Source organism: Companilactobacillus mindensis DSM 14500 (assembly GCF_001434275.1).
GTDB classification, from domain to species: domain Bacteria; phylum Bacillota; class Bacilli; order Lactobacillales; family Lactobacillaceae; genus Companilactobacillus; species Companilactobacillus mindensis.
The window spans coordinates 1-14,731 of the sequence record NZ_AZEZ01000062.1; the positions used below are offsets into that span (position 1 = coordinate 1).

The window sequence follows — 14,731 nt, forward strand, 5'->3', positions numbered from 1 at the left end:
GACTTTCGCCACCAAGTTAGCGCCCATGCCGGGCGCACTACTAAAATAGGCCATCCTGTTAATTTTTTGGATGGCCTATTTAGTATATATATAAACAATTGTATTTAACCAGCTTGTTCCGCTCTCTATCCTACTTGGCTAGTTCCGTCTGTATAGTTCAACGTGACTCCTGATTCGACATTGAAGATATAGACATTAAAGTGAACTGCATTATCACCGACTGATTGAGCCTCCATTTGAACACCACGAGGCAATAACTCGCTGCCTCTAAATATTGGTGTAACTCGATATCTGATGTAGTGACTGCTGCTTTGTTTCAAATAATAAGCAATGTCCATTTCGTGCGCTAGCATTTCAGGACTATTCAACGAACGTGTTCCGGTCATCAAATTTTTAGGATTATTGTTTTGACCAGTCAACTGATAACCGATCAAATGACTGCGATTATACAACCAACCAGAACTGATTTTCTTGTTGTGCCAGCCTGTTGGGTTCCAATGCAATGGTTGCCGCTTTGCCGTTGGCATCAAGGAAACATTCAACAAAGCATTAGCCGAAGTTACTCGGTTGTAATTGTCCAAGTCGCCATACTTTTGCCAAGGACCGTTGACCGTACTCAAGTCACTCTGAGTAAATGTCGGATTATTGTTATTGACAATAATTTCCTGTGTACCGTTATAATCCAAATTTGCTAAGTCAGTATTGGCTGCATTCTGATCCGGTTTGTTCGTATGTTGATCGATAAATGCTTGTTTATTGGCGATTCGTTTTTGAATTTTAACGATCGACTTCTTTAATTTTTTATTGCTGGCGACTAACTTCTTCGTTTTCTTTTTATAGGTTGCACTGCTGATCGTCTGCGTTTTTCCCTCAACAGTTACTTGTTGCCCTGTATATGCGGTCATCGTTGGGATCATCAGAATAATCAACAATAATTTAGTCAATTTTTTCATCAGCGTTTAGCCCTCCTATACCCAGCATTGATGGCATCTTGTTCCGTGTTGAAATAAACGGCATTTTTCGAGTTCATATTGTAGCCACTTTGACCTGGTACGTGGTAAATATGCGAATTGACGTTTCCAACGATTTGCTTGGAGTCACCCGTATTCATATCTCCCCGAGATTGTGATTGCGACTGACTTTGTGTTGGTTGAGTATCTTGTGTCTGTGCGGCAGCTTGATTTGCTTGAGCAGCTGCTTCTTGTTTGACGATGCTACTCTTTTGCCTTTTGAGTTTTCGTTCTTGTTTCAAAAGCTTTTTCTTTTTAGCAACCAAGGCCACATTTTCTTTCTTAGCTATTTGATATTTATCTTTGGCGGTAACCTTTTTAATCGTTTTGGCCACTGCCACTTGCGAGAATTTCGTCGGTGATTGATTTTGATTGACCAAACCACCGATTGCAAAAAGCAGTACCATGATACCGGAAAATAAACCGATTCGATAACGGTTTTTATGATTCTTCAATACTTCGACGGCAAAAAAAATCACTATTAAAGCCGCTATTAAAGCTACTATTATCATCCCTTTACCCCCTATTTTGTTTTCCATTCAATGTTAATCAAGAAAACGCTCTTACACAAGCCAAAAAATATCAGTACCCACTAAGATTGATTCTTTTTCAACCTCGGTTACATACAATTATTTAGATATACTAATAGGCCATCCAAAAAATCAATTGGATGACCTTTTTAGTATTGTTTTAAATAAAATATCGAATTATTAGAATCTATAATATTAACACTACTAATGTAAAACAAATAAAAAACCGTTTAGTCTGGAATGGAATCCCGGCGGATGCTCAGCCGTGGTAGTCTCTTGGCTGGCGTACCTTGCCAGCTTAGAGACAGACAAGCTTAGAGACAATTTGAACCGTAATTGGCTCTAAGTTGCTCTCACAGCGTTCCAGCAATCCGCCGGGATTTCATGGAAGACGGCAGTGAACATCCAAATTTAAAAAAGAATCTAGAATTCCAATTTCTCTAGTGAATACTGATACTTTTTACCATCTGACACTGATACGTTCTCTTTGGTGCTTGGCATTAATAATTTCGTCGACCATCGCAATCGCAAAGTCGGCATAACTGATCTCGCTTTTACCATCTTTATCGAAAGTCAATTCTTCACCAGCCAAAATATATTTTCCAGTTCTAGGTCCTTTGAAATCAAACATCGCTGCTGGACTAATGAAGGTCCAGTTGAGACTACTTTGGCGCACGACATCTAAAGAATTGCCCATCTCTTGGCTGAGTTCTTTGATTGCTTCAGGAAAATCCGCTTGTTGGTACAACTGTTTCGTGTGTGCTTGGTCGACATACAACGAACCTGCCCCACCTACTACTAAAAGTCGTGTCTTCGTTCCTTGTAAAATCTCAATAAAATGTTTCATTGCGGGAACATACTCTTTAACATTAGGGCCAAAGAAACCTAAGGCGTCAACTAAAACGTCAATACCTTGTAAGTCCCCTGTCTGCAAACTGTTGAAGTCACGAACTAAGTATTTATCTGTCGGCGACTTCTTGCTGTCACGCACGATCGAAGTTACATCCAAACCACGATCCAAAGCTTCTTTGACGATCATCGAACCTTCTTTGCCATTAGCGCCAATAACTGCCACTTTCATTCCTATTACCTCCAAATTCACTCAATAAGTTCACTTTACACATCCGCGAGCAAAATCACTAAGGAAAAGGCTCGCTTTATAGTAAACTGTTCGTGCTAGGAGGCGTAAATTAATGGCTTATCAAATTTATTTAGTGAGACACGGCAGAACTTGGTACAACGAATATGAAAAGATGCAGGACTGGTCAGATACTCCTTTGACTAATGATGGCGTGGAGGTTGCCCAAAAAGCAGCTGAAGCTTTGAAGAACGTCGATTTTGCTGCAGCAACTACTTCTGATATGAAGCGGGCAGTAGACACTTGTCGGATCATTACCCGACGCAACAAGAACCACTTGGTTCCACACGAATTATCTGAGTTCCGTGAACAATTCTATGGTTATTTTGAGGGTCGTAGCATTGATGAATCATGGTTTGCCATTGGTAAGCCACATCACGCTAGAACATTCGCCGACATCGTTAAAAATTATGGTTTCGACGCAACTATGGACTTCGTTAAAGAAGCTGATCCACTACACGATGCCGAAGATTCCAAAGAATATTGGGGCCGAATCGAACGTGGCTTCAAGAAGCTCGACCAAATCGCTCACGACGGCGACAAAATCCTTTTAGTTACTCACAGTATTACGATTTTAGGATTAGCTTACCGTTACAAAACAGACGATATCGAATTAAATGATATTCCTGCCAATGCCAGTCTGACGCTCATGGAACGCGACAACGGCATCAACAAAGTAACTAAGTATAATCAATCTTTGATTTAATGTAGTAAACTAAACTTACACATATTGAGGAGGACATTATTCAATAATGGCAAAATACCAAATTTATTTAGTTCGTCACGGTAAGACATGGTTTAATCAATACAACAAAATGCAAGGTTGGTCTGACACTCCCCTTACGCCAGAAGGGTTAGAAGCTGCCAAAGTAACCGCTGATGCGCTCAAGGATGTTCCTTTCAACGATGCTTTTTCATCCGACGCTAGACGTGCTATCGATACTTGTAAACTGATCGTCGACAAAAACGTCAATAAGGACAACTTAGATCCTAAAAAGTTAATGGAATTCAGAGAACAATTCTACGGCTACTTTGAAGGTATGAATTCAGCTGAAGCTTGGTTTATCGTAGGCCAACCCCATGGCGAAAGAACTTTTGCCGATATCCTAGCCAAATATGGTTTGGATGCTACTAGAGATTTCATGCGTGCTGCTGATCCATTCGACAATGCTGAAAACGCCGAAGAATATTGGGAGAGAGTCGACCGTGGTTTTGAAAAACTCGATGAGTATGCTCATGACGGCGATAAATTCCTTTTGGTAACTCACGGAACAACGATTCGTTCAATTACAGAGCGTTACGGTCATGGAAAATTTGATTTAACTCAAAGTCCTAGAAATGCTAGTTTAACCATGTTGACACGTGACAATGGTGAAAACACCGTTACAAGTTATGGTAAAGTTTTAGGTTAATCAAGAATATTCATTTGACAAAATAAAAGAATTAATATATTCTCAACACATCAATTACTAGGAGGCCACAGTTATGATTTTATTCAACACTCAAACATCATCATGTTGTTGCAGTTCGCATTCTATGCGTGCTGTCAGTTTGGGTGCTTAAAATCAAACTAGACTACTGGTAACTCACGCGTAGGGTGCAAATCAATCGATTTGCACCCTTTTTTTACGCTCAAAAACATATTTTACGAGGAGAATTATTATGAAATTTAACACAAAACTTATTCACGGCGGTATCAGTGAGGACAAAACTACTGGAGCTGTTTCAATCCCTGTTTACCGTTCATCTACTTTCCATCAACACGAACTTGGCGCCCAACCAAAGTGGGAATACGCCCGAACTGGCAACCCAACCCGTCAAGCGTTGGAAGAACTTATCGCCGACCTTGAAAACGGAACACGTGGCTTTGCTTTTGCTTCTGGTTCAGCGGCCATTCATGCTGTCTTTTCACTCTTTTCAAGTGGCGACCACATTATCATCGGTAACGACGTTTACGGTGGAACTTTCCGTTTAGTCAACAAAGTTCTCAAACGCTTTGGTTTAGAGTTCAGTGTCGTTGATACCCGTGATCTCCAAACTGTTGAAGCTGCCATTCAACCAAATACCAAAGCTATTTATTTTGAAACTCCTACTAATCCTTTACTAAAGATCACCGACATCGCTGCCGTCGCCAAAATTGCGAAAGCTCACGATCTCAAAACAATTGTCGACAACACCTTTGCCACACCTTACAACCAAAATCCCCTTACACTTGGCGTTGATATCGTTGTTCACAGTGCCACTAAATACCTCGGCGGACACAGTGATGTAGTAGCTGGTTTGGCCGTTACTAACGATGAAAAAATTGCTGAAGACTTAGCCTTTTTACAAAATTCCATCGGAAGCGTCTTAGGTCCTGACGACAGTTGGCTATTGATGCGTGGTATTAAGACTCTAGGCGCCAGAATGCGTATCCACCACGAAAATGCCAAATTGGTTTACGATTATCTAGAAAATAATGACAAAGTTGCTAAAATTTACTATCCCGGTAATCCTGAATCAGTTGGCTACGACATCGCTAAAAAACAAATGCGTGGTTTTGGAGCCATGATCTCCTTTGAATTGAATGAAGGCTTGGATGCCAAAAAGTTTGTTGAAAGCTTACAATTGATTGACCTTGCTGAAAGTCTAGGTGGTATTGAAAGCTTGATTGAAGTACCAGCTGTAATGACTCACGCCGCTATTCCTCGGGAAATTCGTTTACAAAACGGCATCACCGACGAATTGATCCGCCTTTCCGTTGGTCTGGAAGATGAAGAAGACTTGTTGGGTGATTTGAAACAAGCTTTTGATAAGATTTAAAGCAAAACTATTTTTACTTGCAGCCTTCCATGAATTTCTAGACTAATGACTTTAAATATAAGAAGATCTTAATTCCTAACTTAATTAAGAATTAAGGTCTATTTTTGTATGATTCGAACTTTTAATGATATTTAATTAAATTGCCTATATTAATATCTCAAGACCCAAAATCCTTAAACCTTCTAGTCTGGAATGGAATTCTGGTGGATGCTCAGCTGTGGTAGTCTCTTAGCTGGCGTACCTTGCCAACTTAGGGACAGACAAGCTTAAAGACAATTCGTAGAATTGGCTCTAAGTTGCTCTCACAGCGTTCCAGCAATCCACCAGAATTTCATGGAAGACGGCAGTGAACCGTTCTGAAAACAATCACCAATAATTTCGGAAATCATCTCTTTTTCTTAAATTACAAATAATTTAATAAAATAATTTTTTATTTAAAAAATTTCAAATCATTATTTTAGAATGTTGTTATATCAGCAAAATATTTATTTTAAAAATTTCAAACATTAAATTAATTCTAATTTAAGCTATCTACTTACTGAAAAATGCTATAAAATACTATTTAAGCTCACATTTGAAAGGAGATCTTTAACGTATGTCGAACTCACCAGAAGCTATCGAATCTAAAGCATTCTATGCTAATCCCAATCGATCAGTTGCCGTTATTAACTACAATGAGGAATATATTCAAGATATTTTCCAGTTGATCAACAGCCAAGGTTTTCACAATTTAGTTGACCTTTACCTAAAGGAAAGCCAACTTGCCATAACTAATAAAGTCGAGGGTCTAGCCGCCGATAAATACATCAATATTTTGAAAGCTATCTTAATCGATGATAAACCTGCATATGAAAAATATGGTAACGAACAAATTTTAAAGAGTATTGAAGATTTTTACTCATATTACCGTTCATATTTTAGAGTATCTCTAATCAACAAACACAGTAGTGCCATTGTTAAAGGCAATTTTATGAACATTGACAATCGTTATAATGAAGTCGTTATTCATTTATACCGTGCTATCGAGGAAAAACTACAAGGATTCCCCAACCGTGCTTACCGTCAAATCAACGCCGGCACTAATGCTTGTGTACTAACACAATCAATCAAATGGGATATGCCTAAAAAGTACCAACCACTTGAAAGCATCCGTTTCTTGGACACGATCATGATGCGTCCTCCAATGATGATGCACACTAAGAGCAACAAGCGTGAAGGTGTCTTCAGTGCTGTTGCCGACAATCCTATCGACAAATTCGATGGATCACAAAAAGACTGGTTCTGTTTCCCAGCTAAAATTGGTGAAAGTTTAGCCTTCATCTACTTCCACCGCGACTACTTTGTCAGTGGTATTGCTTTGGCTAATTTGTTTGAAGTCGCTGATGAAGCAAGTATCGCTGGCAAGAAACCTGACGAAATCATTCTCTTCGGTCTCAAAGAAACTGAAGGCGATGTTTCTCACTACTACCATGATGAGGAAAATGACATCTGGGTCGGTGAAGTTCCTTACAACGATAAGACTACTTACTTCGGTTACATGAAGAAGATGTGTTTGACAGTTCACAACTTACACATGATCTACGAAAACCGTTTGCCAATCCACGGATCAATGGTTAGAATCAGTTTCTCAAATGGTAAGACTAAGTCTGTTGTCTTCTTCGGTGATTCCGGTGCCGGAAAGTCAGAATCAATCGAAGCTTTGCAAGAAATTGCCGATGACAAGATCATCAACATCGAAACTATTTTTGACGACATGGGTAGTTTTGCCTTCGATGAAAAAGGCAATGTCTACGCGCAAGGTACTGAAACCGGTGCTTTCGTTCGATTAGATGATTTGAGCAGTTCCGTGGCCTTCAACAATATGGACCGTGGTATTTACTTGAACCCCGAATTGAAGAATGCCCGTGTTATCTTGCCTGCCAACACTTACAAGCATGTCGTAGAACACCATGAAATCGATATGTGGGTTTACGCTAACAACTACGATGCTGAAATCGGCTTGCACCAATTCCCTAATGAAGATGAGGCTAAAGCTACTTTCATCGCTGGTAAACGTAAAGCCCTTGGTACAACTGATGAAGTCGGCATGAGTACAACTTTCTTTGCCAACCCATTTGGCCCTGTTCAAGAGGAAGAAAAGACACGTCCAATTATCGACAAAGTCTTCAACAAACTTTATCACGACGGTGTTTATGTCGGTGAGATCTATACTCACTTAGGCTATGACAAATCAAAGGCCAGCTTGCATGAGTCAGCTCAAGAATTGTTGAATGAATTGATGAATAACTAGAGAGAGTGGAATAAGCTGGTTAGATTCTGAGCAATTGCCTAGTAATCTGACTGACCTATGTGACTCATTAATAACAAACCATAACCATATAATATTCATAAAAAACAGGCCATCCAGAAAATTGGATGGCCTGTTTAGTTTACATATGATTATATTTTCGATTGATCTGCTTAGTTAGTTTCTGTAGTTCCTTAGTTAAATCGTTATTTTTCTTGACGATTTTAGGATTATTCAGCTTATACCGCTTATCCTTTGGCCGTTTGATCCAAAAATTATATCTAGGAATATCCAAGGCATATGAGTTCTTGATCGTAAAACCACTCTGTTTCAAGGAGTCGTTGTATTCCGTCGCCTCATCCAAATGATTGGGAACTAAACCTGTAATAACTTTAGATCCGATACTTGGCATGGGAAATTCGTCATTTTTTACAAAAATTTCATGATTACTATCTTTGGGCTTGCTCATATTGGCATACCAACGATCAAACGATACTAAACCACCGCTGAAAGCCACGTAGACATCCCGTCCTTGCAAGGTCCTATCGCCACTGATAACTTTATCGACGTGAATTGTCGCCTTAGTATAAGCCATATTTTGAGGACTGGACATCTTCTGTAATTTATAGACCGTGCCCTTTATCAAAGCTTGGTTGTGATTTTTCAACTGGTCCAATGAGGTACTGACATACTCATTTTCACTGTCAAAGCCATCACTACTGATCACATCAGCTTTGGCAGTCGATTTCTTCCATATTTTTCGATTGCGTTGCAAAGTCTTTTTAGTCTTCCGCATTTCAGTTCGTGATTGATAACGGACCGTGGAATCTAAGGCGTGGACGCTATATGCCGATAGCGGTAAAACAAATACTAACAAAGCTAAAACTATTAGTGTTTTTCTCATCGCAGTTCTCCTCGTTTGCCATTATCGCATGGGTTGAGACACTGTTGTACCGCGATTATTTTATATATTTAACTGAAATCTTTATTTCTATTTTATAAATAACTCGTCACGATTGGTTCGCGAGCAGTCGTCTGGTCCCGGAAATATTCGTACATGCAAAGTTCCAAATAGGAACCGGAAATATTTGTGATGTTAGTGTAACCCAAGTTATCCAACGCTCTGACCATATTGTAACTGCGTTGACTCGACTGACAGTGAACATAGACTGGTCGATCAGTCGGTATTTCAGTGAGACGTTGACGGAATTGACTCAAAGGAATGTTGTGCGAGATTTTAATGTGACCCGCGACGTATTCTTCAGGTTCTCTAGCATCAATAATGAAAGCATCTTGTTCGACAAGTGAACGTACTTTAGTAATAGGAACTTGACGATACTCATCGTTCAAAATATTTTCAGCCACTAAACCAACGATATTGACAGCATTTTTAGCAGTACTGAACCATGGCGAATAAGCTAATTCCAAATGCGTCAAATCAGAAACGTGCCCGTGCATCGTAATCATCGTCGCGATAACATCGATCTGTTTATCAATATCTGACTTTCCCAATGCTTGTGCTCCCAAAATTTCACCGCCAGGGTAACTGAAAATCAACTTCATAAAAATTGGTGAAGTATCTGGCATTACACTGACACGATTTTGTGGAATGACAGTCGCACAACGATACTCAATATTATTCTTTTGACAAACTGTTTCCGTCAATCCGGTCGAAGCAACATTGATATCCAAAAGGTGGATCACTTGAGTTCCAATAACGCCTTTGTTGGCATTTGAACGGCCATAAATATGATCGATGGCATCCCGAGCTTCCATTTGAGCGGGGAAAGCCAAAGCTAGTTTAGTCTTCTGTCTTGTCTGCATATTAGTCAATTCAATCGCATCGCCGACAGCATAAATATCAGGGACGGAAGTTTCAAAATTGTGGTCAACTGCAATGGCCCCAGTAACTCCCAATTCACAGCCGGCCTTTTGAGCTAAGTCAGTTTCTGGTTTAACTCCGATAGCCATAATGACCGCTTGGGCAGGAATTTCTTTCCCAGAGAATAATTGGACCTTGTCCTCAAGGATTCGACTCAAGCCATCGTCAACGACTACATTTACGCCGTGATCATATAGTTCTTTTTGGACCATCTGGGCAAAATCATCGTCGACCGTTCCCAAAACATGTTCGGCTGCTTCAATAACCGATACTTTCTTACCGGCTTCGACTAAGTTTTCACACACTTCCAAACCGATAAAGCCACCACCGATCACCGCTACATCAGTCACGTCATGCTCGGTTAAATACTTTTGAATTGCCTTGATATCAACGACATTTCTAACTGAAAAGACTTGCTTCTGGTCGATGCCCAAAATACTCTTAGGCATGATTGGTTGTGCACCTGGAGATAAAATCAACTTGTCATAGGAAACTTGTTTAATTTCACCAGTCTCAGTACTTTTGACACTGACGAATTTTTGTTTCGAATTTATTCCGACGACTTCAGAATTAACTTGAGCGTCAATGTTGTATTGTTTCTTAAACTGTTCCGGCGTTTTTAAAATAATATCGTCCGCATTAGGAATCAGACCGCTTAAATGATATGGCAAGGAACAATTAGAAAATGAGACGTCAGGTCCCTTTTCAAACATTGTTATCTGAACCGATTCATCCAATCGACGAGCTCTGGCAGCCGCTGAAGCACCACCGCCGACACCGCCTACGATCACTATTTTTCGGTTATCCATAAGCCACAATCCCCTTTTTCATAAAGTCTAAAGCTACCTTCATTATAGTAAAAATCCCCTAACAACTGACAGTTTTACGAACAAACTGGCTCTTTTTCAAGTTTGGCTGTTCACTTCCGTCTTCCATGAAATCCTGGTGGATTGCTGGAACGCTGTGAGAGCAACTTAGAACCAACAAACTTGTCGTTATTGGAGGTCTTTTTACATTGTAATGATTTGGTACTCAAAACCTTGATCTTTTAAGAATTTTTTCAAACCGTCCATCATCACGAACATTGTTTTAGTATTGTCATTAGGGTGGAAAGTCAACGGAATATCACCAACAATATCTTTTTCAAAATACACTTGAACATCTTTTTCTTTGTTATTCAGCAAGCCAAAAATCGATACGAAACCTGGTTTCAAGCCCAATTTCTCCATCAAACTAGCTTCAGAAGCAAATTTGATATGTTTTTGACCAACAATCTCGGCAAAGTGATTCATATCCAAACGTTTGTCGTCATCCATAAATACTAAGTAAAAATGATGTTTCTTCTTGTCCGTCAAAAACAGCGACTTCGTTCGTACACCGACTTTACCTTTGATATATTGGTCAGCTACTTCAGTCGTATACACTGGTGGATGTTCAACTAAATCATAATCAACATCTAGTTTGGCTAATTCTGCTTTAACTTGTTCAAATGGACTCATTATTTTCCCCCATAAAGCTATATTTAATTTAATTCTATCAAAAAAATAGACCCACTGAGAACAATTCTCAGTGGGTCTATTAGGTTTAAATCAATGATAACAAGAACCAAATACATGTTAGAACACTAATTTTAATTTTATCTGATTGAGATACTTCTAAGAACTTCCAGTTCAAAGCAGCCATACTACCAAAACCAATGAACCCAGCTAATCCGCTGACCCAAATATTAGTTTTGCCAGCAATCAAGTAAACGACTGTGACTAACAGAGCAACGATCGTCAAACCGATTGCCATATTGATAACTAATTTGATCTTGTAGTTGTCATTGTTTTTCAACAACAATGTGAACAACCAGTAAGCAACCGCAAAAGTAACCACTGCACCGACAACATAAATCAATAGTTTTAACCATTTACCCATTTGTGGCATGCTTGCGGCACTAGGATCTGAAACAATCATTTGGATCACAGTCATAAAGATACTGATCAAAATCGTACCTAATGCTGTTAATCCGTCCATTTTATATAAATTTTTCATAATTTCCCCTACTCTTCTTTCAATAGTCCAACTAATTCTGATTTAGCAGCTTTATTAGATGGAATAAATCCGAAGATCAAACCAACTGCCGTTGAAACTGATAACGATAAGATTAAAGCGTATGGCGTAATAATAGCCTTGAATGGTAAGAACGCATTGATAATTGAAACGAATAGATACCCTATAATGATACCGATGATTCCACCGATAACACAGAGAACAACACTTTCAATCAAGAATTGGTTTCTAATATCACTTGAGGTTGCACCAAAAGCACGACGGATACCAATTTCTTTACGACGTTCCGACACGGTAATATACATCACATTCATAACCCCAATACCGGCGATCAATAGTGAGATTCCAGCGATAAAGGCAATAAAGTAAGTGATATCATTGAGAATTCTTGTAAATTGTTTACTAATTTGATCTGGATGAGAAACTGAATATTTACCAGTCTTCTTTTCTTCACCCATCTGCTTCATACGTTTAACAGCCGTTTTACCGATCTGTTTCTTATTGGCATCCGCTTGGACGTAAAGCTTAGCTTGATCACGTGAAATCTGACTAGCAAAGAGTTGCTTGAAAGTTGTTTTAGCCACGTATGCGTCTGGACGGTAATTCATGTTGCTGATACGATAAATACCTTGAACGACAAAAACTGTACCATTAACTGTAATCAAACGATTAAGTGCATTTTCTTTGAACAACTTTTGAGCCAAATCTTCCGAAATATAAATTCCGTTGGAAGCTCCTGTCATTGTGAAGTAAGTTCCCTTGATCAACTTCAAATGTTTAGGTTGTTTGTTCAAACCAATCGAAGTCTTCTTAGTTCTATAAGTAACTTTAGCTCCAGCCTCTGTGACGCTGCTGGCCAATTTTACATGATCGACACCAGGAATTTTTGCCAAAGCCGAAGCATCGTTTTGAGTAAAGCCACCATCCGTATTGTAATCAGACGTTGGTTGCCACTGTAAGATAACCTTATTACGAGTATTGTGATTACCCATGCCTTTAGTAACTGTGTGGGCAAAGCCATCCCCGATAGCCAAAATACAAATAACACTGGCAATACCGATAATAATTCCAAGCATTGTTAGGAAGTTTCTATTTTTGTTCTTACCGATTGATTTGAATGCGATCATAATTTTATCAGTCATGATTTCTCACACTCTTTTCATCGTTATATAGTTGACCGTCACGAATATAAACTGTACGCATTGCGTAGTCAGCAACCTCGCTATCATGAGTAACCATGATGATCGTCGTTCCGGCTTTATTCAGTTTAGTAAAGATATTCATGATTTCCTTGCTGGTCTTAGAATCCAAAGCACCAGTTGGTTCATCCGCAATGATCAACTTAGGACGGTTCACAATTGCACGGGCAATCGCTACACGTTGTTGTTGACCACCTGATAGTTCGCTAGGTAAATTCTTTTCTTTGCCAGTCAAACCAACTTTTTCAATCACATCAGCAATCAAAGCATTCTTGTTATTTTGGGCTTTTTTACTGTAAACCAGTGGTACTTCAATATTTTCATAAACATTATAAGTCGTTAATAATTTGAAATTTTGGAAAACAAATCCTAGTTGATCGCCACGAATTTGCGATAATTCATTATCACTAACGTCTTTATAATCTTTACCTTCGAGCAAATACTCACCCGTATAACTTTGATCCAACAACCCTAAAATATTGATCAAAGTCGATTTACCAGATCCGGAAGGTCCCATGATAGCCAAAAACTCGCCATCAGCGACTTCCAAATCGATGTTTTTCAAAACAGTGAATTTGCCGTAGGATTTTCCTACATCAGTAACTTTAAGCATTTATTTCACCGCCTTATTTTAAAACTAGCTTGTCGCCAGCTTTAAGCCCATCGATAACGTAATATTCTTGATCTTTCTTAGTCATGGTTACGTGTCGCTTGTGCTTCTTGTCATTCTTCAAGACGTAAACAGTGTTCTTCTTCCAAATTGCTTTTGAAGGAATCTTGTAACCATCTGATGCTGTCTTGATTTGAACATGCATACCGTATGGAAGCTTATCTTCAGTAGCTACACGGAAGTGATAGTAAGAAACATTTTGAGTACTGTATGGAATAACATCTTTTTGTTCATAGTTACCAGAGATCTTTTGACCGTTGTTCTTGATAACTGTAACTTCGCCACCCACTTTGATCTTATCTAGGCTGTATTCGTTGACGTTACCTTCAATAACTGGAGTTCCGTAAATGAAACTTCTACCAGCTTCGTCTTTGAAGTATGTACCACTGATAGGTGCAACAACTGTACGGCTTTGAGCTTGGTTCAATTTAGCCAATTTAGCTTGAGCTTCAGCAAGAGCTGCTTGGTCCTTGCTCAATTCGATCTTGTTGGCAGTAGCAGTCTGTTGGGCTGTTTGTTGAGCCTCGGCAGCACTGGCTGCATCAGTTGAAGTAGTAGTACTTGTAGCAGTGTTAGAACTGTATGCTTGGATAGCAAGTTGTGCTTGTTGAATCTCAGCGTTGACACTGGCAATGTCACTGCTCATGTCACGACTGAAAGTGAACAATACTTGACCTTTAGTAACTTTTTGACCGCTCATAACGTGAGTAGCTGTTAAAGTTTCGTCTTCTGATTTTGGTTGATCACTGACAGCGTGTTTGTCATTTTCTTGGACAATTCCGTTGAAGTAATCAGCGTTATCACGTTGAACGGTATAAGTCTTGTAATTATTAGTTGTATCGTTCTTCATACCATTTCCTAAAACTAGAAAAAGGATAACGGCAATTAAAATAACATTAATACCCCAAATGGCAATTTTAATTTTTTTCATAAATAGTCTCCCTAAATTTGCTTATCTTAAATAGCATAACAGTCTTAAACTAGACAAAAATTGGCGTACTGTCAATGGTTCTAAACAAAAATTTAAAGCGGTTTTTATTGCTAGAATTCCCCTAATTTCATTAAATTGAATAGTACCAACCTCGTTGGCGCTTACAAAGTTTTTAAATGGTATCTGATAATTTTGTGATTTATTTTTTGTTCTTACCTATAATAATA

Annotated in this window: 14 protein-coding genes; 4 read left to right on the top strand and 10 right to left on the bottom strand. The window is 39.0% G+C overall.

Annotation, left to right across the window (positions count from 1 at the left end):
* Window positions 1–125: 125 nt before the first annotated feature.
* The 3 genes from FD29_RS05810 to FD29_RS05820 form a co-directional block, all read right to left on the bottom strand.
* Complete coding sequence (locus FD29_RS05810) at window positions 126–956, bottom strand: DNA/RNA non-specific endonuclease (protein WP_371862728.1); 831 nt, start codon at window positions 954–956, stop codon at window positions 126–128.
* Window positions 953–1,522, bottom strand: a complete 570-nt coding sequence (locus tag FD29_RS05815; RefSeq protein WP_057888011.1) for a sunset domain-containing protein — start codon at window positions 1,520–1,522, stop codon at window positions 953–955. The genes FD29_RS05810 and FD29_RS05815 overlap by 4 nt, the downstream gene beginning before the upstream one ends.
* Window positions 1,523–2,000: 478 nt before the next feature.
* On the bottom strand, window positions 2,001–2,621 hold the full coding sequence (locus tag FD29_RS05820) for an NAD(P)-dependent oxidoreductase (protein WP_057888012.1): 621 nt from the start codon (window positions 2,619–2,621) through the stop codon (window positions 2,001–2,003).
* Between the two features lie 112 nt (window positions 2,622–2,733).
* Between FD29_RS05820 and FD29_RS05825 the strand changes: the two genes are divergently transcribed.
* From FD29_RS05825 to FD29_RS05840, 4 genes are all read left to right on the top strand, one after another.
* Window positions 2,734–3,384, top strand: a complete 651-nt coding sequence (locus FD29_RS05825; RefSeq protein ID WP_057888013.1) for a histidine phosphatase family protein — start codon at window positions 2,734–2,736, stop codon at window positions 3,382–3,384.
* A gap of 46 nt (window positions 3,385–3,430) precedes the next feature.
* Window positions 3,431–4,090, top strand: a complete 660-nt coding sequence (locus FD29_RS05830) for a histidine phosphatase family protein (protein ID WP_057888014.1) — start codon at window positions 3,431–3,433, stop codon at window positions 4,088–4,090.
* A gap of 250 nt (window positions 4,091–4,340) precedes the next feature.
* Window positions 4,341–5,480, top strand: a complete 1,140-nt coding sequence (locus FD29_RS05835) for a trans-sulfuration enzyme family protein (protein ID WP_057888015.1) — start codon at window positions 4,341–4,343, stop codon at window positions 5,478–5,480.
* A gap of 595 nt (window positions 5,481–6,075) precedes the next feature.
* On the top strand, window positions 6,076–7,770 hold the full coding sequence (locus tag FD29_RS05840) for a phosphoenolpyruvate carboxykinase (ATP) (RefSeq protein ID WP_057888016.1): 1,695 nt from the start codon (window positions 6,076–6,078) through the stop codon (window positions 7,768–7,770).
* 139 nt (window positions 7,771–7,909) lie between these two features.
* Here FD29_RS05840 and FD29_RS05845 read toward each other — a convergent pair whose 3' ends face one another.
* The 7 genes from FD29_RS05845 to FD29_RS05875 form a co-directional block, all read right to left on the bottom strand.
* The gene (locus tag FD29_RS05845; RefSeq protein ID WP_057888017.1) at window positions 7,910–8,671 is read right to left on the bottom strand and encodes a hypothetical protein; all 762 of its coding nucleotides are present in this window, start codon (window positions 8,669–8,671) and stop codon (window positions 7,910–7,912) included.
* Window positions 8,672–8,763: 92 nt separating this feature from the next.
* Window positions 8,764–10,458 (bottom strand): FAD-dependent oxidoreductase, encoded by a 1,695-nt coding sequence (locus FD29_RS05850; RefSeq protein WP_057888018.1) that lies wholly within the window; start codon window positions 10,456–10,458, stop codon window positions 8,764–8,766.
* 201 nt (window positions 10,459–10,659) lie between these two features.
* Entirely contained in the window at window positions 10,660–11,148 is a 489-nt protein-coding gene (locus FD29_RS05855; RefSeq protein WP_057888019.1) for a prolyl-tRNA synthetase associated domain-containing protein, read from the bottom strand.
* 85 nt (window positions 11,149–11,233) lie between these two features.
* Window positions 11,234–11,686 carry a hypothetical protein gene (locus FD29_RS05860; protein ID WP_057888020.1) on the bottom strand — a complete coding sequence of 151 codons (453 nt, stop codon included), beginning with the start codon at window positions 11,684–11,686 and terminating at the stop codon, window positions 11,234–11,236.
* 8 nt (window positions 11,687–11,694) lie between these two features.
* Window positions 11,695–12,846, bottom strand: coding sequence for an ABC transporter permease (locus FD29_RS05865; RefSeq protein WP_057888021.1), 1,152 nt, complete (start codon window positions 12,844–12,846; stop codon window positions 11,695–11,697).
* Window positions 12,839–13,516: an ABC transporter ATP-binding protein gene (locus FD29_RS05870; protein ID WP_057888022.1), complete on the bottom strand. Its 678-nt coding sequence runs from the start codon at window positions 13,514–13,516 to the stop codon at window positions 12,839–12,841. The genes FD29_RS05865 and FD29_RS05870 overlap by 8 nt, the downstream gene beginning before the upstream one ends.
* Before the next feature lie 13 nt (window positions 13,517–13,529).
* Window positions 13,530–14,504 (bottom strand): efflux RND transporter periplasmic adaptor subunit, encoded by a 975-nt coding sequence (locus tag FD29_RS05875; protein ID WP_057888023.1) that lies wholly within the window; start codon window positions 14,502–14,504, stop codon window positions 13,530–13,532.
* Between the last annotated feature and the right edge of the window lie 227 nt (window positions 14,505–14,731).